The sequence below is a fragment of the Cyclobacterium salsum genome (genome assembly GCF_010119245.1).
In the GTDB taxonomy this organism is placed as follows: Bacteria; Bacteroidota; Bacteroidia; order Cytophagales; family Cyclobacteriaceae; genus Cyclobacterium; species Cyclobacterium salsum.
On record NZ_WNKG01000002.1, the window covers coordinates 200,931 to 222,430 of the forward strand.

Annotated in this window: 14 protein-coding genes; 6 read left to right on the top strand and 8 right to left on the bottom strand. The window is 46.8% G+C overall.

Annotated elements, in window-relative coordinates; all coding sequences use genetic code 11:
• Positions 1-8: 8 nt before the first annotated feature.
• The 4 genes from GJS45_RS03755 to GJS45_RS03770 all read left to right on the top strand — a co-directional run bounded on the left by GJS45_RS03755 (position 9) and on the right by GJS45_RS03770 (position 9,810).
• A complete protein-coding gene (locus GJS45_RS03755) occupies positions 9-3,281 on the top strand; it encodes a SusC/RagA family TonB-linked outer membrane protein (protein WP_162340129.1) in 3,273 nt (1,090 codons plus the stop codon).
• A gap of 18 nt (positions 3,282-3,299) precedes the next feature.
• Positions 3,300-5,075, top strand: a complete 1,776-nt coding sequence (locus GJS45_RS03760; protein ID WP_162340130.1) for a RagB/SusD family nutrient uptake outer membrane protein — start codon at positions 3,300-3,302, stop codon at positions 5,073-5,075.
• A gap of 337 nt (positions 5,076-5,412) precedes the next feature.
• Positions 5,413-7,302 carry a heparinase II/III domain-containing protein gene (locus tag GJS45_RS03765; RefSeq protein WP_235954578.1) on the top strand — a complete coding sequence of 630 codons (1,890 nt, stop codon included), beginning with the start codon at positions 5,413-5,415 and terminating at the stop codon, positions 7,300-7,302.
• Between the two features lie 627 nt (positions 7,303-7,929).
• Complete coding sequence (locus GJS45_RS03770; RefSeq protein ID WP_162340132.1) at positions 7,930-9,810, top strand: heparinase II/III domain-containing protein; 1,881 nt, start codon at positions 7,930-7,932, stop codon at positions 9,808-9,810.
• 413 nt (positions 9,811-10,223) lie between these two features.
• On the opposite strand, the gene GJS45_RS03775 is transcribed toward GJS45_RS03770, so the two are convergent.
• The 4 genes from GJS45_RS03775 to GJS45_RS03790 form a co-directional block, all read right to left on the bottom strand.
• Positions 10,224-10,751: an REP-associated tyrosine transposase gene (locus tag GJS45_RS03775; protein ID WP_162340133.1), complete on the bottom strand. Its 528-nt coding sequence runs from the start codon at positions 10,749-10,751 to the stop codon at positions 10,224-10,226.
• A 454-nt stretch (positions 10,752-11,205) separates the two neighbouring features.
• The gene (locus GJS45_RS03780; protein ID WP_162340134.1) at positions 11,206-11,535 is read right to left on the bottom strand and encodes a thioredoxin family protein; all 330 of its coding nucleotides are present in this window, start codon (positions 11,533-11,535) and stop codon (positions 11,206-11,208) included.
• Positions 11,526-12,887: a hypothetical protein gene (locus GJS45_RS03785; protein WP_162340135.1), complete on the bottom strand. Its 1,362-nt coding sequence runs from the start codon at positions 12,885-12,887 to the stop codon at positions 11,526-11,528. The genes GJS45_RS03780 and GJS45_RS03785 overlap by 10 nt, the downstream gene beginning before the upstream one ends.
• Entirely contained in the window at positions 12,884-13,939 is a 1,056-nt protein-coding gene (locus GJS45_RS03790; protein WP_162340136.1) for a c-type cytochrome, read from the bottom strand. The genes GJS45_RS03785 and GJS45_RS03790 overlap by 4 nt, the downstream gene beginning before the upstream one ends.
• A 187-nt stretch (positions 13,940-14,126) precedes the next feature.
• Between GJS45_RS03790 and GJS45_RS03795 the strand changes: the two genes are divergently transcribed.
• Positions 14,127-16,079 (top strand): heparinase II/III domain-containing protein, encoded by a 1,953-nt coding sequence (locus GJS45_RS03795; RefSeq protein WP_202928026.1) that lies wholly within the window; start codon positions 14,127-14,129, stop codon positions 16,077-16,079.
• A 178-nt stretch (positions 16,080-16,257) separates the two neighbouring features.
• Entirely contained in the window at positions 16,258-16,656 is a 399-nt protein-coding gene (locus GJS45_RS03800; protein WP_262887926.1) for a glycoside hydrolase, read from the top strand.
• Positions 16,657-16,689: 33 nt separating this feature from the next.
• Here the strand turns inward: GJS45_RS03800 and surE are convergent, their stop codons facing one another.
• From surE to dnaG, 4 genes are all read right to left on the bottom strand, one after another.
• Positions 16,690-17,481: a 5'/3'-nucleotidase SurE gene (surE, locus tag GJS45_RS03805; protein WP_162340138.1), complete on the bottom strand. Its 792-nt coding sequence runs from the start codon at positions 17,479-17,481 to the stop codon at positions 16,690-16,692.
• Positions 17,481-18,131 (bottom strand): hypothetical protein, encoded by a 651-nt coding sequence (locus GJS45_RS03810; protein WP_162340139.1) that lies wholly within the window; start codon positions 18,129-18,131, stop codon positions 17,481-17,483. The genes surE and GJS45_RS03810 overlap by 1 nt, the downstream gene beginning before the upstream one ends.
• Before the next feature lie 84 nt (positions 18,132-18,215).
• Positions 18,216-19,433, bottom strand: a complete 1,218-nt coding sequence (locus tag GJS45_RS03815) for a bifunctional 3,4-dihydroxy-2-butanone-4-phosphate synthase/GTP cyclohydrolase II (RefSeq protein ID WP_162340140.1) — start codon at positions 19,431-19,433, stop codon at positions 18,216-18,218.
• Positions 19,434-19,511: 78 nt separating this feature from the next.
• Positions 19,512-21,440, bottom strand: a complete 1,929-nt coding sequence (gene dnaG / locus GJS45_RS03820; protein ID WP_162340141.1) for a DNA primase — start codon at positions 21,438-21,440, stop codon at positions 19,512-19,514.
• Positions 21,441-21,500 lie beyond the last annotated feature (60 nt).

Below are 21,500 nucleotides of genomic sequence, written 5' to 3' on the forward strand. Positions count from 1 at the left end.
AATCCATTATGAAAAAACAAGTACTTAATTGTCGCCTGGTGAAATCGATTTCATGCCTGGCGGCAATCCTGTTTTACCTGGTATCCGGCAGCCTGATGGCGCAGGAACAGCAATTAGACAGGAATCTAGAGAATGTGGCAGTGAATGTGCCAGACAGAGCCTCCATCAGCAGCGTGGAGAAAACCCAAAATGAATTTGATATCACCGTATCCGGGACCGTGACGGACCAAAATGGGCAACCCATACCCGGTGCTACCGTATCCGTTCCGGGTACCTCCGTAGGTACGGCGACGGATCTGGATGGAAAATATTCCGTGACCGTACCGGAAGGAGTCTCCCTGGTATTCTCTTTTATTGGCTTTGAAAGTAAGACCGTAGAAGTCGGAAACCAGCAAACCATTGATGTCACCTTGGTAGAAAGTGCGCAAGCATTGGATGAAGTGGTGGTCGTTGGATATGGTACGCAGGAGAAAGTAAACCTAACAGGAGCTGTTGGGGTAGCTACTAGTGAGCGACTCGAAAGCAGGCCGATTGCGAATGTGGCAGAAGGGCTGCAAGGGGTAATTCCCAACCTGAACATTACCCCCCAAAACGGAGATCCCTCGCAGAGTCCGTCTTTCAATATTCGTGGATTTCAATCCATCAATGGGGGTTCTCCTTTGATTTTGGTGGATAACGTTCCCATGGACCTAAACAGGATCAATCCCAATGATATTGAGAGTGTATCCGTACTAAAAGATGCTTCCGCCGCTGCCGTTTACGGTGCCCGGGCTGCATTTGGAGTTGTTTTGGTCACTACTAAAAGCGGAAAAGCCGGTAAAGTAAGAGTATCCTTAAATAGCCAGTTTTCATTAGCCAAACCGATCTTCAATATGGATCCGGTCACGGATCCGCATGATTTTGTAAATGCCAGAAACACTGCGAATATTCGAACTAACGGCGTGCCTAGTTTTGATGATGACATGGTGGAAGGCACTCGCAGATGGTCTGAAAACCCAATCCCCGAAAACGAATGGGGCGTGGTAGATGGAAACCTTCGTTTTTACGGTTTTAACAATTACCAGAACAATATCATGACGGACTTTGCTCCCACGCAACAGCATGATTTATCCATTTCAGGGGGTTCAGAAAATTCGAATTATTTCGTTTCCTTTGGTCACTTGAATAAGGATGGGTACCTGGATTCAGAGCGCAATGAAAATTTCAAGCGATACAACATCCTGATGAAAGGGGAATTTAAAATAACAGATTGGTTGACCCTTGATGAGAAAATCGTGATCAACTCTCAGCAGACTGACAAACCTTATTTCTACAACTGGGATGTGAATATCAACTCACTGGCGAGGGTAAATCCAATTATGCCCATTCAATTTCCTGATTTGCCTCACTACATAGAGCCAGGTGACCGAGAGCAGTACGAACAATACATTGGGATGTATTTTGGCGGAACTAATTTCTGGCCCTATCTGGAAGATGGAGGAAGAAATACCTGGACAAATAACGATATTTGGTTGACGCAGGGAGCAACGCTCACGCCAGCGGAAGGCCTTACGATTAAGTCTAATTTCTCGTATAATTTCTTTCACAGAACACAGCAGGAAGTAGCCAGCAAAATTGATATTGTCGACAACAACCTCCTGGCCGATCAAATGATTAGTAATGGTTTCAGCGGTAACGATTTCATCGATGAAAGAAATACTTATAACCAGTATTATGTTTTCAATGCCTATGCGGATTACCAAGTTCCACTTCCGGAAATACACAATCTGAAAACCATGATTGGTTTTAATCAGGAGTGGGGTCAGAATAAATTCGTCCGATCACAAGCCAATACCTTGCTTACTCCCCTAATTACGGATTTAAATGCCACCATTGGGATGCAGCAAACAGCAGGAAGCAGTAGTCATGTTTCGTTGAGGGGAGCCTTTTACCGGGTAAACTATATTTTTGACGAACGATTCCTACTGGAAGCCAATGGGCGGTATGACGGTACTTCTCGTTTTCCTCAGGACAGTCGTTTTGGTTTCTTCCCTTCTTTCTCTGCAGGATGGAGACTTTCGAATGAAAACTGGATGGCGGGAACCAGCAGCTGGATGGACGAATTGAAAATAAGAGCTTCCTATGGAACCTTAGGTAATCAATTATTAGGTAATAATTTTTACCCCTATATTCCTACCATGGGAACCGGTCAATCTCCTTATATGATGAGTGCCGGTCAGCGAACACCTTATGTGTCTCCTGCCGGATTGGTAAGTCCGACCTTGACCTGGGAAACGGTTGTATCTCAGAATGTTGGTCTTGACTTCACCTTATTTGGCGGTAAAATTGATGCCTCTTTTGATGTATTTTCGAGGGAAACCAAAGATATGCTGATGAGGCAACAATACCCATCCATATTGGGAACTGGTGCGCCACAATCCAATGCGGCTGACCTTAAGACTACTGGCTGGGAACTGGCATTAACCTGGAGGGACCAGGTCAGAGACGACTTGAATTATGACATTACCCTGGCCTTGTCAGATTGGACGGCTGAGATTACCAGGTTTATCAATCCCGAGGGAGTGATTAATCAGTATTATGAAGGCCAACAATTGGGAGAAATCTGGGGCTATGAAACCGTTGGTATATTCCAGACGGAAGAAGCGGTAGATAACCATGCCGATCAGTCCCGCTTGGGAGCCAACTGGAGACCAGGAGACATCCAATATGCGGACCTGAATAACGATGGTGTGATTTCACCAGGTAACAACACGCTTTCCGAGCCGGGAGACAGAAGGGTGATAGGAAATAATACACCAAGATATAGTTTCGGTGTCAACAATAACCTGCAATGGAGAAATTTCAACTTGAATTTGTTCTTCCAGGGAGTAGGGAGAAGGGACCACTGGCCAACCTCAGGCAACTGGACCTGGTTTTTCCCTTTCAACGCCGGGCACGTGGAGAAATATTTTATCACCGATTCCTGGTCTGAAGATAACAGGGATGCTTATTTTGCCCATCCTCATATCTCTACCAATGATAAAAAGAATATCCAGCCTCAAACACGGTTTTTGCAGAATGCAGCCTATGTACGTTTGAAAAATGTCAACTTGAGTTATAATCTGCCCCTTAGTTGGATGGAAACGATCGGTTTTCAAAATGCCAACATTTACTTTGCGGGCATGAATCTTTGGGAATATTCTCCTATACGTAAGCCCTTGGATCCTGAGTCCATTTATTCAGGAGCTATTGAGTACCCGATGCAACGTGTGTACACGCTAGGTGCGAGAATAACCTTCTAATAAAAAACCGAAAATACTATGAAAAGCAATAAATATATTTGGATCATGACTTGCCTTTTGGCAGTGATGTTTTCCGCCTGCAACGATGAATTCCTGGAACGCTATCCACTGGATGAAGTGAGTAACGAGACATTCTGGAATACAGAAAATGACCTGGCTACCTACAACAATACACTGTACCACATGGCATTAAACGATAACGATGTGCCCATTATGATGGCCCATGATGATGGGTTTGACAGTCATAGGTATAGTTATTATTTCCAGGATGAATTTACAGATAACCTGGCTCCCAGGCACGAGCGGCACTTGTTTTACCAGCAGGTAAGAGCCGGGAGACAAATTGTACCCAATGGTGCCCAACCCTTTGGCTATAGGGGATGGCATTTTGTCAGAGCCATCAATATTGGACTGGAAAACTACCCCAAAGCAGCCATCCCTGATGCAACTCGTAATAAGTATGTAGGGGAAGCCAGACTGTTCAGAGGCTGGTTCTATGCTGATAAAGTTCAGAAATTTGGGGATGTTCCCTGGGTGGAAAAAGAACTCAATATCGATGACGAAGCCCTCTTTGCCGCAAGAACGCCAAGAGAAGAGGCGATGGATAATGTCCTGGCTGATCTGGAATTTGCCGCTACCCACATTCCTGATGACTGGGGAGATGGCAACGAGCCGGGCCGATTGAACCGTTGGGCCGCTTTGGCCATCATGTCCCGGGTTTGTCTGTTTGAAGGTACCTGGAGAAAATACCACGGTGGATCCAATGCCGAAATGTGGTTGACAAAAGCGGCGGAGGCAGCAAAGGAAATCATGGACAACGGGCCCTATTCGGTGTACAATACCGGGGATCCGGAAAACGATTTCAATGCCTTTCATCGACAGTTGGATGTAAGTGGCAATCCGGAGGTGATGGTGTGGAGAAGGTACCAATTGGGAATCTATACCAATCACGTCCAAAGCTATTTCAGCTATACAGGTGGAGCCACCAAAAGTTTTGTCGAAGATTTCCTGGCAACCGATGGCTTACCGATTTCTATGTCTCCGCTGTATCAGGGCGATGAGACCATTGAAGATGTCTTTGCTAACCGGGATCCTCGCTTACGACAGACGATCCTTCATCCGGATGATTCCGAAAAGTACAAATACCATAATAATGATGGAAGGGATTACCCCAGAATTGTAGGGATGCCCGGAGGCCTTACTACCACAACGGGTTATCACATTGTCAAACATTACAATGCAGATGATATGATCGGCAAGGCTTACAATACAGCGGAAACGCCCGGAATCATTCTTCGATACGGGGAAGTGTTGCTGAATTATGCAGAGGCCAAGGCCGAGCTGGGTGAAATCACCCAGGCCGACCTGGATATGAGTATCAATTTGCTTAGAGACCGGGTAGCCATGCCTCACCTGGATGTAAATCCACCGATGGATCCCCGATATGCCAATGATGGTATTTCCCCCTTACTAGTAGAGATCAGAAGGGAAAGAAGGGTTGAGTTGTTTTTGGAAGGTTTCCGATACAACGACCTGAAGCGTTGGAAGCAGGGTAAAAAACTGGAAAGCCCTGATTTGGGTATCCGGTGGACTGCAGACGCTGAAGCCAGGTACGCCGGTGCAGCCATACAGACCAGTGTAGATCCCGATAACGGAAATACCTATATCGATGTGTATAAAGGCACCGACTGGGAAAATCCGGTATTCGATGAAGGCAAGCATTACTTTTGGCCCCTTCCACTGGATGACCTGGCTCAAAATCCGCAACTGGAGCAAAATCCTGGTTACGAATAAAATATTGGTTTAGTTAGGTGACTTTCAGAATTGGAGTCATTAGAAAGACCAAGTTCTAAATATTGGTAAAAGGTCAGTTTTAATCTGGCTGTTAAATTTGATAAGACCTGTCAACAATTTTTCCCGGATCGTTTTTTCGGAGGAATTGTTGGCAGGTTTTTTTCTTTATATTACATGGAAGGATTGAAAGGAATAGCAGAAAAATGTAAATTACCTTTTATAAACAGCAGAATGAACGGCTAAATTCTTGTTTCGTCACCCAAAATCGCCATTTTGCCTGGACCTTTCTTAACTTAGTGAATCCCATGTTGAATGATTGAAAAACCATAAAATAGATATGAGAAACCCAAAATTACTACTAATGCTTACACTGTTTGCAGGCCTTCTGACAGGACCGGTTTCTGCAGTAGAAGCAGCCAACGTACCCCTTGTCCTTTTGGAACAAGATCCCCCCAAACTGGAAAACCCCATTACGGTAAACTACATCAAGCGCAACCTGCGCAAAAGAAGCCCGAAACTGGCCCTTACACCCGCCTGGGAACGAAACCTGAAGCGAGAAATTAAACAGGATCCGATGGTGGCCAATTACTACCAAGCAGTGAAAGCCAATGCCGAAGCGGTACTTAGTGAGCCGGTATTAACCCGCAAGGTGGTGGGGCGCCGGCTATTGGGAACTTCCCGAGACATGCTGCATCGAATGAACGTATTGGGAATTACCTATCGAATTGACGGCGATCAAAAGTACCTGGACAAAATGAACGAAGAGCTGCTGGCCGTTTCCAACTTTTCTGACTGGAACCCCTCGCATTTTCTGGATGTGGCAGAAATGGCTACTGCCGTGGCCCTGGCCATTGATTGGGTAGGGAAGGACCTGCCAAAATCAACCGTAGCTTTGGCCAAAACCGCTTTGATTGAAAAAGGCATTCAGCCCAGTTGGGAAGGCAACCACGGCTGGATCGATGGAACCAATAACTGGAACCAGGTTTGTAACGGAGGCATGATCGCAGCATCCATCATGATTGCCGATCAGGATCCGGAATTGGCCGCCAAAACCATTTCCCGCTCTCTGGATGGCATGCCCCATGCCCTGGAAGAGTATGGTCCGGATGGGGTGTACCCGGAAGGGTCTACCTATTGGGGCTATGGAACCGCCTTTTCGGTCCTGACATCCGCCATGCTGGAATCAGCTTTTGGAACCGATTTTGGCATAGCCGAATACCCGTCCTTTAAAGCCAGTGCCGATTTCAGGAAACTAAGCATTGCCCCTTCCGGCTGGTATTACAATTATGCGGATTGTGGGGATCAACATGGAACAGCCGGGGACATCGTGTTGGCCTGGTTTGGGACCAAAACAGGGAATCCGCTTTATATCGAAAATGAAAAGTTCCTCCAGCCAACAGCGGATATGGGCAAGTTGCACCGTATAGCCGGTGCAGGCCTGATCTGGCTGGCACAATTTGAATCCACATCAGAGGAAGGTCTTCCTACGGCCTGGAAAGGAGACGGATCCAATCCAATAACCATCTTCCGGGATGATTCAGACGCTTCCGATGCGTATTATTTTGGCGGTAAAGGAGGCAAGGCCACTATCAGCCATGGCAATATGGATGCCGGTTCCTTTATTTGGGAACTAAACGGGGTTCGATGGGTCATTGATCCGGGAAATCAGCCCTACCACGAGCTGGAAACGACAGGATTTAACCTTTGGGGAAGTTGTCAGGATTGCGAACGCTGGACCCTGCTGACTAAAAACAACTACGGTCACAGCACCTTGACGGTAAACAATGAATTGCATGTCAACGATGGCTTTGCCAGCCTGGAAAATTTCTCGAAGGGAGCTCAACCCGAAGCTTTGTTTGACCTGACATCGGTCTTTGGGGGTAATTTAGATAAGGCTCATCGGAAGTTTGTACGTCCGGATGATCATTCCTTACTAATAGAGGATCAGCTAGTCACCAATGAAAACACCAAGATGATCACCTGGCAATTGATGACGCAGGCCGATGTGGAAATCGTTCCAGGGGGAGCGATTCTGAGGCAGGACGGAAAGCAGGTGAAATTGGAAAACCTATCTCATCCGGATCTAATGGTGTCGGTCGTTTCCCTTGATCCTGCGCCGCTGGCATTGGACAGGCAAATTGATGGATTAAAGCGTATTGAAATCCGTATTCCTGCCTGGGTGCTGGAAAAAGAAACCACCCTGAAAGTGAAGTTAGAGGCTTTGTAGGGATGAGTCGATTTGAGACTTAGACACCGAGAAAAAAAAATAGTGAACCATATAAGTGATATAAGGGCATTGTAGAATTTAGCTTAAACCTTTTGTGTACTTTTATCCCTTACATGGTTTAAAAAAAAGAGAGCCGCGCTGTTCGACATTTGCCATGTCGAACCACAGATAACCAGGATTTGTAATCCTGCTTACGTCCACGTTCGGGGATTACAAATCCCCCGGTCTGTGCCACGGAATTGCAAATTCCGCGGAGCCGTGCTGTTCGACATTTGCCATGTCGAACCACAGATAACCAGGATTTGTAATCCTGTTTCCGTATCCGTCCGGGGATTCCAAATCCCCCGGTCTGTGCCACGGAATTGCAAATTCCGCGGAGCCGTGCTGTTTGACATTTGCCATGTCGAACCACAGATAACCAGGATTTGCAATCCTGCTTACGTGCCCGTCCGGGGATTCCAAGTCCCCCGGTCTGTTCCACGGAATTGCAAATTCCGCGGAGCCGTGCTGTTCGACATTTGTAATGTCGAACCACAGATAATCAGGATTTGCAATCCTGCTTCCGTACCCGTCCGGGGATTACAAATCCCGGGGAGCGATTAACGTTTTAAACAAACCTGAATAACCATGAATTTGAAATTATTGGCATATCGATTTATCCTGATAGGAATGATACTTGTCTTTTCTCCGACCTGGGCCCAAGAGGTTCCTATGGAACTTCCCGTAGATAGTCATCCCAGGATTTTGCTAATGGAAGGGGAGGAAGATGAAATCAATCAACTGATTGAAAAAGATCAGCGATGGAATCGCTTACATCAAGCCATTATTAAGGAATCCGATCAAATCATAGGAGAAGACCTATTGGAAAGGAAACAAATCGGCCGAAGGTTGCTTTCTGTGTCCCGAGAGGCGTTGAGAAGAATATTCCAACTTAGCTATGCTTACCGGTTGACCGGAGCGTCCAGGTTTGCCCAACGGGCAGAACAGGAGATGGTGAATATTTCCGGTTTTAGTGATTGGAATCCCAGCCACTTTCTGGATGTTGCGGAAATGACCATGGCTCTGGCGATTGGTTATGATTGGCTTTTTGACGTTTTGTCTCCGGATAGCAAAATAAAAATCAAAGATGCCATCGTTAAAATGGGATTGGAACCCTCTTTTAACGAGGAATACAACTGGTTTTTAGAGGCCACCCATAACTGGAATCAGGTCTGCAATGCAGGAATGATTTACGGGGCGTTAGCGGTATATGAGGATTATCCTGAGCTGGCTCACCGTACCCTTCAACGGGCGGTGGACACCATCGCGAAAGCCATGGATGATTACCAACCCGATGGGGCATACCCGGAAGGATATGGTTACTGGGGGTACGGGACCACCTTTAATGTGTTGTTTTTGGATGTGCTGGAGAAAGTTTACGGAACAGACTTTGGCCTAACCAATACTCCCGGTTTTCTTGAAACTGCCGGCTTTTATGAACACATGACCGGGGTTACCGGATATGCTTACAATTGGGGAGATGCCGGAGGAGGCAAAGGGAATTTAACACCTGCTATGTTCTGGTTTGCCCAGCAGAACGAACAAGCCTCTCTGCTATGGGTAGAGCGGGATTATCTCGACCAGTCAGACTTAAGTGGGTTGAACAGAAATCGAGTGCTTCCTGCTGCTTTGATTTGGGGGAAAAATATCCCGCTGGAAAACATCCCGGTGCCTGATGAGAAGGTCTGGGTAGGACAGGGAGCCAACCCCGTAGCACTGATGAGAACCTCCTGGACCGATCCGAACGCCATCTATTTGGGTTTTAAGGCCGGTTCCCCTTCTGTAAACCACGGACACATGGATGTAGGCTCTTTTGTTATGGAAGCGGAGGGGGTCCGCTGGGCCATGGATTTTGGTAGCCAGAACTACGAGTCGCTGGAGTCCAAGGGGATTCAACTTTTTGGAAGAACGCAGGATGCGGAAAGATGGACCGTTTTCCGCCTCAATAATTATGTTCACAATACCCTCACCATAGATGCTGCGTTACAAAGGGTGGATGGCTATGCCAAAATTGAGCGGCACGGAACGTCCGATGATTTTCCTTTTGCTGTTTCCGATGTGACTTCCGTTTATGAAAATCAACTGGAACAATTCCATAGGGGAGTGTCCATCGTGGATCAGGCGTATGTTTTGGTTAGGGATGAAATCCGGAACAAAAACTCCCGATCCCATATCCGGTGGAACATGCTAACGCCGGCCGATGTGACATTGGACGGAGACAGAGCCCGATTAACCCAAGAGGGAAAAACGCTTCATTTAATGATTCAGGGATTGGACGGTGTCCAATGGAAAACCTATAGCACGGACCCTGGAACAGACTACGATGCCCCCAACCCGGGAACGGTAATGGTGGGTTTTGAGTACCATGCCCAGCCCGGAGAGGAATTGGAATTCCAGGTGCTGCTGGTGCCGGAGCATTCCCTGGACAAGGTACGGCAGGAGCATAAAAATTTAGCAGAATGGAAATAGTATGGAGGGTTAAGTAGAGATACCGAATACAATGCTGTGTATTTGTCACTTTCGCTTGTTTTCCGGTTCCTGATAGCCGTGCTGTTCGACATTTGCTATGTCGAACCACAGATACTCAGGATTTGCAATCCTGGTTACGGCCACGTTCGGGGATTACAAATCCCCGGATCTGTGCCACGGAATTGCAAATTCCGCGGAGCGATGCTGTTCGATATTTGCAATGTCGAACTACAGATAATCAGGATTTGCAATCCTGGTTACGGCCACGTTCGGGGATTACAAATCCCCCGATCTGTGCCACGGAATTACAAATTCCGCGGAGCCGTGCTGTTCGGCATTTGCCATGTCGAACCCAGATAAGCAGGATTTGCAATCCTGCTTACGTATCCGTCCATTCTACTAAAATAGCATCGTCAATACTCGGTCAGAATGATTTTACTTTTTCTTACGCCATAAAGCTCTCCACAACTGCTGTTAAGGTACTCTTCTTCTTTTTCGACTATTCCGGCTTTTACCGGATTGAGGTGAATGTAATTTATTTTCGACTCTAAGAACTTCTGAGAAAAAATCTCTATTCCATGGTATCCCTTTTCCCAAAACCATATGTGTCCATTTCTTTGAAACAACCATAAGAGCCATTTTCTCCTACTTTCTTTCTCATTTTCTCGAATCTCTTCAACAATTTTTTTCGCAGTATATTTCTTGAAATCCCTAATGATATCCGTTAGTGGAAACTTATCACTACTCAATATAAAGTGGCAATGATTGCTCATGATTACCCAGGCATAAACCTTTAATCCTTTGGCTTTTTGGCAGTAATTGACGCTTTCGGTAATGATTTCAACATAAACATTTCTTGTAAAAACGTCTGCCCATTGGTGAACAGTGAAAGTCACAAAATGAAGGGCTTGCTGGTCTTTGATGGTATATAAAAACGCCACTGGTAAAAAAAATGAAGTAAGTAATTAAATTTGTCCTAACAATTTACTATTCAGGTAGTTAAAAGTCAATGTTCTTTTTACATTTTTTTTTGCGGAGCCGCGCTGTTCGATATTTGCCATGTCGAACCCAGCTAACCAGGATTTGCAATCCTGCTTACGTGCCCGTCCGGGGTTTACAAATCCCCCGATCTGTGCCACGAAATTACAAATTCCGCGGAGCCGTGTTGTTCGGCATTTGCCATGTCGAACCCAGATACTCAGGATTTGTAATCCTGCTTTCGTATCCGTCCGAGGATTACAAATCCCCCGGTCTGTGCCACGGAATTACAAATTCCACGGAGCCGCGCTGTTCGACATTTGCAATGTCGAACCACAGATAACCAGGATTTGTAATCCTGGTCTCGGCCACGTCCATGGATTACAAATCCCGCGGAGCTGATTGTCGTTTTATTGTTTATTCTTCGTATAAAAACGCATAGGGGCGGGCAATTTGGGCTTGTATATCGGTAATACTCACCAAACCATTACTTCGAAAAACTTCTTTTCCTTCCATGAAAAGCAAAATCCCTGGAACCGATAGCATCCGTAACTGTGCCGCCATTTTCAGGTGGTGTCCGGCATCCAGCTTCAATAGGGCAATTTTCGGAAATTCATCCGTCATTAACTTTTTGATTTTCGGATACAATGCCTGGCAGACGCCACATCCTTCCGCAAAAAAATAGAGCATAACGGCTGAATTCTCGTCTAGGTACTTTCTCAATGGTAGCGCTTCCATTATTTCCATGGGATGGTATAATTAAGTATGGTATTGACATGAAACAGGTTGACTTTATTATATACCCAGGCAGGTCGGAGCTCTGTTTGATCCAGGGCCGTTTTACTCATGAGTATCAAATGTACATTCAATCCTTCTACCCATTTTTTAGGGGTGTATCGGAGCCCTATATTCGCCTGCGCATAGCTTGGAAGGGCATATTTATTCCGTTTGGCATCGGATGGATTGGGCAGGAAATGGAAACCCAGGTAGCTATACACTTGCAGTGATTTTTCTGGAAAAGCATGTTGAAAATACGTACTGACCGCATCTACGCTTTCCAATCCTTCGTTTCTCTCCCGGGGAATAAAGGTATAGAAAGGATCTTTTCCCCATTCCCGAGGGCTTAAAAAGCGTCCATTTCCTCCCATCTTGGTGTAATTGATATGCCACAGGCTTTTTTTGGATTTAAGGCCGATTCTTCCACTCAGAATCCAATTGTAATCCTCCGGGTTTTTATAACGCAGGGCGATTTCTTCATTGCCGCCATCTCCTATACCATGTTGAACGATGCTTTGTAGTCCGGTGATACCTTGTAACGAACGGTTTGGCAGCCCCCAGGTTTTGTCCCATTGGGCCAGGTAGGTGCTGTAAATGTTTTGCACCAGCGTGTGATTCAACAGCAGGCTGGCGTTTGGTTCCAGTTTGATTTTTACATCCAATACATGCGCAAAATCCACCTCGGTTTGTCCAAAATAGGAGGAGGGCTGTCCCCATTCATCCCGGGCAACCGGATACATGCCGATACTTTCTCCGAGAGAAAACCAATTACCGGTGGATCGGGGAGAAACTCCCCAGATCAGGTGATGGGTGACGGCTATTTCAGGTATCGGTTGAAAATCCCAGCGAAATCCTTCCACAAAGGTGGGGCTTAAACGGCCATCCTGAGCATTAATAAAGGGGGTGTTGACCTCCATTCGACCCAGCCTGGCCTGGAAGTTGGTATGCAGGTAATCCAGGTGAAGGTTACCGATCTTGCCAAAAACGCGTTTATCCAGGTTGTTTACGTCAAATAGACCGACTTCGTAGCGGTTTAAATTTGGCACCCGGGGGTCCAATGCCTGGAGGTTGGAGCTTAGGATTCTAAGAAACCCCAGGTATTCGGCGGTTACCTGAAATCGATGCGGCAGCATGGTTCGGGCGGACAGTCGTGCCATTTGTCCCCAGGCGTAGTCGTCCTTGAAATCCTCCCGGTAGGAGGTACTCATAAAGTAGGAACGAAGGCCGAGCCGTAGTTCCGGTTTCCACAGGCTTGAGTCTTGTTGCCCGAAGCCAGATAACCACATTAAACTACCCATCAGGGAAAAAATTATCTTTTTCATTTGTTTTCGTTTTTTGCCGCCAAAATGGGTTGAAAGGGGCCGTATTTATGTTGTTTTTCTGAGAATGGATCGCTATAGGGACCAAAAGGGTGGTCCATAGGTTTTTTGGAAATATCCGGCCAATCGCCGGAAAGCTCTTTGGAGGGCCTTTCCATGGAATTGACATAGGCAGCCAGATCCCAGGCTTCTTCGTCGCTAAGAAGTGGCCTTTTGTACGTGGCACCCAAAGGCATATTGGCTTTAACGTATCCGGCAAAGCGAGACAAACGGTACAGGCCGGCACCTTGGTTATAGCTGGCTGGTCCCCAAAGTGGGGGATACAGGTAAGCGGTTCCAGCGGGAGTTTTCAGGCCCAGACCTTCTGTTCCGTGACAACTCGCACATTGCCGTTCATAGACACTCTTTCCCTGAACCGGATCGGCCGCTCTGTCTAGCAAGGGAATCTCATAAATCCCCACTCCTGGTAGTTTGCTACCTTTAGGGACTTCCTTTCCCAGCCATTGCATGTAGGCTACCATCGCCTTCATTTCCTCACTTTCCGGGTCTAGCCCCTGACCGTTCAAACTTCTTTCGAAGCAATCGTTGATCCGTTTGGGAATACCTTCGGAAAGTCCGGACCGTCCCCTGATTTTCGGATAGGTGGAGGCAACCGCCCCATAATTATTACCTAAAGGCAGAGTTCCCGCCTCCAAATGACAATTCTGGCAATTCATTCCATTGGAAATTCGGAGTACCTTGCCCTCGGGACCCAGGTATTCTGCCGTATGCGCGATCAGTTCCTTTCCATATTCGATCTGACCTGCGTTGGGTTCTAATGCTACCGTGTTCCAAGCCGGAGCTGTCCATATCCCTTCCTCTTTAATAAGTCGGGTATCCGGCAACTTCGTTTCCGCAGTCTTTTTTACCAGCTCCTGATCAGGTGTTGAGGAATCGGAAAGGCTCCACTGGCTGATAACCAGGGCACCTACGAAGAGGGTCAACACAAATACAAGAAATGACAAGCCAAAAAGGCCCCGGATTAAGGGTACGATAGATGGAGCAGTTTTTTTCACGTTTTCTGATTTTTACCTTTCACAAAATTACCTTTCCTTTAAGCCCTAAAAAGTGATCTGTATCACACAATTGCCTTCTTGGTAACAAAGAAATTTGTATATTCAGATTTAGAATAATAATGCCCCACCTGGTGTTAGACTTTGCGTGGAAGAACTAAAAACCCGATTTACCTAAACCCTAAGCACGATGAATACTGGTAAAAAATGCTGTCTGACTATACTGGCTTTGATGCTCGCCTTCGGAAACCATGCGCAGCAACTGATTAGTGGTACCTATACAGAAGAGGAGCTTTCTGATTTATTGATTCCCTTATCCAACTGGCAGCCCTTTCCTTCACTCGAAGACAGGGATGCCTGGAATCAGGCTGATCGGGACTTGTTGCAGCATTACCTGGATTTCGCCAATGAAAACCTGGACTATGAATGGCCTTACATTCCAGCTACCAAATCGCTGCTGATCGATCGTACCGGTGACCGGAACGAATATCAGGCCATCACCTTCGAAAAGCGCCGGGTTTTGGGTAGCATGATCCTGGCGGAAATTGCCGAAAACAAAGGCCGTTTCATTGACCCCATCATTAATGGCATCTGGTCTATTTGTGAGGAGTCTTTTTGGGGGGTGCCGGCTCATTTGCCGAAGACCGAAGAATATTCCGGACTCATGGACGTTTCCAAGCCCTTTGTGGACTTGTTTGTAGCCGAAACGGCCACCTACCTGGCCTGGGCCGACTATTTTCTTGGCGAAAAGTTTGATGAAATCTCTCCGCAGATTCGAAAACGAATTCGGTATGAAACCAGCAAACGAGTGTTTGAACCGCTGATGAATCAGCACCACGGCTGGATGACTGCCAATGAAAACGGCCGGCCGCCCAACAACTGGAATCCCTGGATTTGTTCCAACTGGATCAATACGGCCCTGCTACTAGAGGACGATGAAGAAAAACGCGCCGCACAAGTTTATAAAGCCATGGAGGTATTGGATGAGTTTCTGACTCCCTATCCGGAAGATGGGGGTTGTGATGAGGGGCCAAGTTATTGGGGAGCGGCGGCAGCTTCCCTATTCGACAATATTTCCCTGCTGAATCTGGCCACGGAGGGGGGCTTTCAGTATGTGTACGAAGATCAGAAAGTAAAAAACATGGGCAAGTTTATATACCGAGCCCAAATCAGCGAAGACTATTTTCTCAATTTTGCGGATGCGGACCCCCAGCCCAATATGGCAGCTTCGATGATTTATCGTTACGGTAAAGCCATAGCGGATCCAGACATGATGCGTTTTGGAGCTTATTACCTCGAGGAAGACGCTGCCTCCCTGCCTCGCTTTCATTATTTCCGGAAATTTTTCGAGCTCTTTATGCAGGAAGAATTCCGGCAAGCGGAAAAAGGGCTTCCACTCCCCAAGGACGTTTGGCTTTCGGATACGCAGGTGATGGTAGCCAGAGATACGGAAGGTAGTACGGAGGGGTTCTTTTTTGCCGCTAAGGGAGGTCACAACGATGAAAGTCACAACCACAATGATATTGGCAATTACGTGGTGTTTTATGACGGGCTTCCCTTGCTGATAGACGTAGGAAGAGGTACCTATACCCGCAAAACCTTTAGTGACGAACGATATACGATCTGGTACAACCGTTCCGATCACCACAATTTACCTACCGTTAACGATCAGGTGCAATCTCCGGGAAGTCAGTACCGGGCCAGCAAGCTGAACTACGATGTGCGTAAAAACCGCAGCACCCTGTCGATGGATATTTCGAACGCCTATCCGGAGGATGCCGGAATCGAATCCTGGCATCGAACCCTGCGGCTGGACCGGGGAAAGCGGGTAACCGTAACCGATCAATACCGGTTGAGGGAGGATGGCGGCCTTACACAACACCTGATGACAGTCTATCCTGCCGTGGTAATTAGTCCTGGAAAAATCCGCATTCCCTTCAAGAACAGCGCAGGAGAGGAACGGCCCTTTCTGGTATCCTACGACCCGGACAAAATGGATGTCAAGGTTGAAAAGATAGCCTTAACCGAACCAGAAGACCAGGGCGTGGGGGAGAAATGGGGTGACCGTATTTACCGGATCAATCTGGAACACAAGAACCCAAGTCAAAATGGGGAAACCGCATTTGAAATTTCCAGGGAATAGTATGACAGTGGAGTTTTTCACTGACCATTGCGTGGATAACTCTTGTTGTCGCAATCGTAGCTTATTTAATTTTCCAGAACATTCCGAAGACAGCAATTTTCTTTTTGTTATGCTTTTCGGTTGCCTGCGTTCACTTCGTGGGTTCGCCTACGGATAAGCCAAAATTCATTCCCTGAGAATTGACACCCGGATTCGGTATCAGGAGATGGATCATTTTGGCGCCTCCGACGCCTGGTCCGGACAGTTTGTAGGCAATTGGCCTACGCAGAAAAAGGAAGCCATTGCGGATTTGCTTTTCAGTAATGCAATGGATGATCAAGGAAACCCGATTGGTATTGGACTGTCCCTGTGGCGTATAAACCTGGGATCCGGATGTGCCGAGCAGGGCGAGGAAAGTGGGATTAGATATCCCTGGAGAAGGGCACCTTCTTTTCTGGATAAAAATGGAAAATTTGATAGCGAAAGACAATATCTCACCGACAAGAATCATGATTTGGGTTACCAGGAAATACCCTCATCAAAATCGGTAGGTATTCCCGGACGTTCCATTCTCACATTAACTACTCATTCCCTTTGAAAGGGATTATATAGGTATCAAAACCCAAAAACACTACAAGCCCGCCTTCAGATTTTCCCAGTCCCAATCATTATTGATCTGGGCGATGGCATGGTGAGCGGTCATATCAAACTGGCAGGGAACCACGGCGGCATAATTATTGGCAATGGCCCACTCGTCGTTGTCTTCGCCTTTGTCAAAATTCACAAAGTTGCCCGCCATCCAGAAGTATTTTCTACCATTGGGATCATAGCGTTCTTCGAAATCTTCCTGCCATTTGGCCCTGGCTTGCCGGCATATTTTGATGCCCTTCATGGCTTCGTTTCTTTTGGGAGGGAAATTGACATTCAGCGCCACTCCTTTAGGAATGCCAAAGTCCAGCACCTGTTTGGCGATTTCGTATACGTAATGTTCCACATGAGAAAAGTCCGCCTGAGAGCTGTAATCGCAGAGGCTAAACCCAATGGAGGGATACCCTTCGATGGCTCCTTCTATCGCAGCAGACATGGTACCGGAGTACAACACGCTGATAGAAGTATTACTTCCGTGGTTGATACCGCTGACGATAAGGTCGGGTTTCTTATCTTTTAATACATAATGCTTGGCCAACTTGACACAGTCGGCGGGGGTGCCGCTAGACTTATACGCCATCACATCCTGAAAAATCTCTTCCTCCGAAAGGCGGAGTGTGTTGCCAATGGTGATGGCATGTCCCATGCCTGATTGCGGACTGTCGGGTGCAACTACCACCACGTCCCCGAGTTGTTTCATCACGTCTACCAACACCCGAATACCCCTGGAGGTGATTCCATCATCATTGGATACTAAGATTAAAGGTTTTGCCATTAAGAATTTCTTTTTATCTGATTGTAATGCGCCGTGATCCGGAGCAGGTCGCCTCGCTTGTCGTGAGAAAGCTTATTTTTTCGCATGTAGAGCTTCATTTCTGAGGATTTGTCATCCATGAAATCGTTTAGCAATTCCCGCTTTTTCTGGCTGTACTTATAAATTTTCTGATCCTGAAGGAAATAAAAATCGAAGTCTAGCCGGTTAAAACCCATGCCCATTGGCATTCCCCACATGGGATTCATGTACATTCCCCGCATGCCCATGGTGTTGAAATTCCGGTTATCAACCGTGATAAATTCCCGACAGAGAAGGGTTATTTCCTCTCCTTCGGTTAACAACTCAAAGAAAATCGGTGTTTTGTAGTCGGAATTCAATGCATAGGGGAGGCTGTAAAAGATACGGATGCCCCCATAAATTTCGTCATAAATTTCAAAATGACTTATGGAAGCAGAGCTGAAGGTTTCGATGGTGTTGGACTGCACCTGGACTATATTTGCCTCCAGGTCGTATTTCACCTTTCCCTCATAGGACTCTCCTGTATTTAAAAACACCTGCCCATCGTGCCATACCTGAGAAGGAAACTCCTGGGCAAAACCTGCCGAGGATATCACTAGTACAAACAGCAGTGAATAGATTGATTTTTTCATGACTGTGTTGGTTTTGTTTCTACCCCTGATACGTAATTGAGACCGTTTTTGTTGAATGGGCCAGAATGAAAACGCGGGCAAGCCTTACTTTTTCAGAATTTGATGGCCCATTTTATCCCGTTTGGTTTGCAGGTAACGTTCGTTATGGGGATTCGAATTGATTTCCAACGGTACGGTATCGACAATTTCCAACCCATACCCCGACAAGCCCACTCGTTTGGTGGGATTATTGGTGATCAGCCTGATTTTGGTGACATTCAAGTCACGCATAATCTGGGCACCTACACCGTAATCTCTCTTGTCCATCGGAAAACCCAGTGCCAGGTTGGCTTGCACGGTATCCATGCCCTCTTCCTGTAACTTATAAGCTTTTAATTTATTTATTAACCCAATGCCGCGGCCCTCCTGATTCATATATAATACCAGGCCTTTGCCATGGGCTTCTACCATTTTCATGGCCTGGTGCAGCTGGGGACCGCAATCACACCTGCAGGAACCGAAAATATCTCCGGTGATGCAGGAAGAATGCACCCGTACCATGACCGTTTCACCCTCCTCCCATTGACCCTTGATCAGGGCCATATGGATCTCATCCGTATTGGTCTGCCGGTAAGCAATCAGGTCAAAATCACCCCACTCGGTAGGCATTTCCACGCCTATTTCCCTTTTGATCAGGGACTCGTTTTTCAGCCGGTAGGCAATCAGGTCCTTGATGGAAATTAGTTTCAGGTCAAACTTTTTCGCCACCTTTACCAGATCTGGAAGGCGGGCCATGGAGCCATCTTCGTTCATGATTTCCACCAAAACACCGGCTGGTTGTAACCCGGCCAATCGCGCCAGATCTATGGCGGCTTCGGTGTGGCCCGTTCTTCGTAGCACGCCTCCTCTTTTGGCTTTCAGCGGAAAAATATGGCCGGGCTTACCTAACTCCTCCGGTTTGATATCCGGATCGATCAGTGCTTTAATCGTTTTGGAACGATCGCTGGCAGAAATCCCCGTCGTGCAGCCATGTCCAATTAAATCTACCGAAACGGTAAAGGGCGTCTCAAATGTAGCGGTATTGGTTCCCACCATCAGATCCAAACCCAGGGCTTCGCAGCGGTCTTCCACCAGGGGAGCGCAAATGAGTCCCCTTCCGTGAGTAGCCATAAAATTGATGATTTCAGGAGTCACCATTTCAGCGGCACAGACAAAATCGCCTTCATTTTCGCGATCCTCGTCGTCGACTACAATCACTATCTCCCCGTTTTTAATGGCATCAATGGCCTCTTGTATGGGATCCAATTGAATAGTATCTTTCATTTTATTCTTTCTAGGCGATAAATCAAGTTGCAAAATTACGATTAATTATCTTCTTAACCGTTTTTCCAAAATTTTAGTTTAGTTTTTAGAGGGAATCACATTTCCCAACTCCTGATCTATTTTATTCTTCATTTGCGTGATTTCCATATGAATTCGAAGCAATTCTTCCACCTCCGGTTCGGATGCATCTTTGATTTTTTCCATCACTTCTAAGCGCATTTTTTTTAAATAGGCACTCTTTAACCTCAGGGAAGTTCGATAGGTAGTTCCGGAGAGATCATCCGTTTCCTTTCGGGTAAAAATCTGGTGCCTGCTTTCCCAGTTGAGGGATATTTCCCTCCCTTCGGCGATCATATCTACTACCGCCTGTTTGATTTCCGTATCCTGGATTTTTAAGAAATGATCGAATTTGGGCAGGATTTTCTGCATCAGTGCTTTTTTATAGTGCACCAGGATCTTCTGGTACACCGGCGTTTCAAATTGCAACTCCTTGATTTCTTCCAGCAGGTATTCACAGAGGTGCATCTCATTGGATACTTTCTCAAATCCGTAATTGATCAGAATTCGTATTAACTCCCGTTCTTCTTTGAGCGTTTTTAATGGCGCGGTTTCTTCCTTTTCCTTGTCGACCGGCAAAACCTCCTCCAGTGGTGTGGGGGGTTCCCGATGAAACTGTCCGGAAGGTTTCTGATGGTTTTTGAGAATCTGCCTGTTGAGTTCTGTCAGCAGAATTTCTTCCTCCATGGAAAGCAGGTTGGCCGATTCTTTGGCGTAGACCGAACGAACGATCGGATCGGGGATTTTTGCGATACTCCCCACCACCTGCCGAATCGCTTCCGCTTTTTTGATCGGGTCATTCGCCGCATCCCGGGCAAAAAGGGCAATTTTAAACTGAATAAAATCTTTGGCCTCGTTTTTAATAAATTGCTGAAAAGCTGCCTGACCTGATTTTCGGGCAAAGCTATCCGGATCTTCTCCCTCAGGGAATACCACCGTTTTCACATTCAGCCCACCTTCCAGCAGCATGTCAATGCCCCTCAGGGAAGCTTTGATGCCCGCATCGTCGCCATCGTATAGGACCGTAACCTGATTGGTAAACCGTTTGATGAGTTTGATTTGGTTTTCAGTCAGGGAGGTGCCCGAGGAGGCTACCACATTCTCAATCCCCGCCAGGTGCATGGAAATCACATCCGTATACCCCTCTACCAGGTAGCAATTATCCTCCTGCCGGATGGCCTGTTTGGCCTGGTAGACCCCATACAGCACATCACTTTTGTGATAGATGGCCGTTTCCGGGGAATTGATGTATTTGGGCTGCTTTTTGTCCTGGGTCAGGATCCGGGCACCAAAGGCGATGGCTTTTCCGCTGAGGTTGTGGATGGGAAACACCACCCGGCCCCGAAAGCGGTCGTAGAAATTTCCGGGATTGTTTTCTCTTTCCAGAATCAGCCCGGCTTTGAGCAGGATGTCCGTCTCAAAGCCTGATTTTTTGGCCTGCAACAGGAGCTGATCCCAGCTATCCATGGCGTACCCAAGCTGAAATTTTTCGATGATGGTCGGACTAAATCCCCGTTCTTTGAAATAACTCAGGCCAATGGACTGGCCTTCTTCGCTAGTGAGGTTGGTTTGAAAAAATTCCCGTGCAAAGTTCAGGGCGATGAACAGGCTTTCTTTTTCATTGTATGCCTGTATGGCCTCCGGGTCTTTGGGCGTTTCTTCTTCGATTTCGATGCCATACTTGGTTGCCAGGTGACGGATGGCTTCAATGAACCCGATCCCTTCAATATCCATAATAAACTGTATGGGGTCGCCGGCTTTTCCACAACCAAAGCACTTGTAAATTTGCTTGGCGGGAGAGACCGAAAAGGAGGGTGTTTTTTCCTGATGGAAGGGGCAGCAAGCCCAAAGGTTTTGCCCTTTCTTTTTCAGGGTAACGTAGTCATTGACGACGTCCTCTATGTCGACGCGGTCCCGGACTTTATCGGTGGTCTGATCGGAGATGGCCATGGTTTTTCTTCAATTCCCAAAGATAAGGTTAATCGTTGAAACTCGGTAGTTCAGATCTTT

Bases quoted from the DNA above. Each gene is read 5' to 3' on its own strand.
- GJS45_RS03795 (WP_202928026.1), top strand. From the start codon at position 14,127: ATGAATACTGGTAAAAAATGCTGTCTGACTATACTGGCTTTGATGCTC.
- GJS45_RS03785 (WP_162340135.1), bottom strand. From the start codon at position 12,887: ATGAAAAAGATAATTTTTTCCCTGATGGGTAGTTTAATGTGGTTATCT.
- GJS45_RS03780 (WP_162340134.1), bottom strand. From the start codon at position 11,535: ATGGAAATAATGGAAGCGCTACCATTGAGAAAGTACCTAGACGAGAAT.
- GJS45_RS03765 (WP_235954578.1), top strand. From the start codon at position 5,413: ATGAGAAACCCAAAATTACTACTAATGCTTACACTGTTTGCAGGCCTT.
- GJS45_RS03810 (WP_162340139.1), bottom strand. From the start codon at position 18,131: ATGAAAAAATCAATCTATTCACTGCTGTTTGTACTAGTGATATCCTCG.
- dnaG (WP_162340141.1), bottom strand. From the start codon at position 21,440: ATGGCCATCTCCGATCAGACCACCGATAAAGTCCGGGACCGCGTCGAC.
- GJS45_RS03770 (WP_162340132.1), top strand. From the start codon at position 7,930: ATGAATTTGAAATTATTGGCATATCGATTTATCCTGATAGGAATGATA.
- GJS45_RS03815 (WP_162340140.1), bottom strand. From the start codon at position 19,433: ATGAAAGATACTATTCAATTGGATCCCATACAAGAGGCCATTGATGCC.
- GJS45_RS03760 (WP_162340130.1), top strand. From the start codon at position 3,300: ATGAAAAGCAATAAATATATTTGGATCATGACTTGCCTTTTGGCAGTG.
- GJS45_RS03755 (WP_162340129.1), top strand. From the start codon at position 9: ATGAAAAAACAAGTACTTAATTGTCGCCTGGTGAAATCGATTTCATGC.
- surE (WP_162340138.1), bottom strand. From the start codon at position 17,481: ATGGCAAAACCTTTAATCTTAGTATCCAATGATGATGGAATCACCTCC.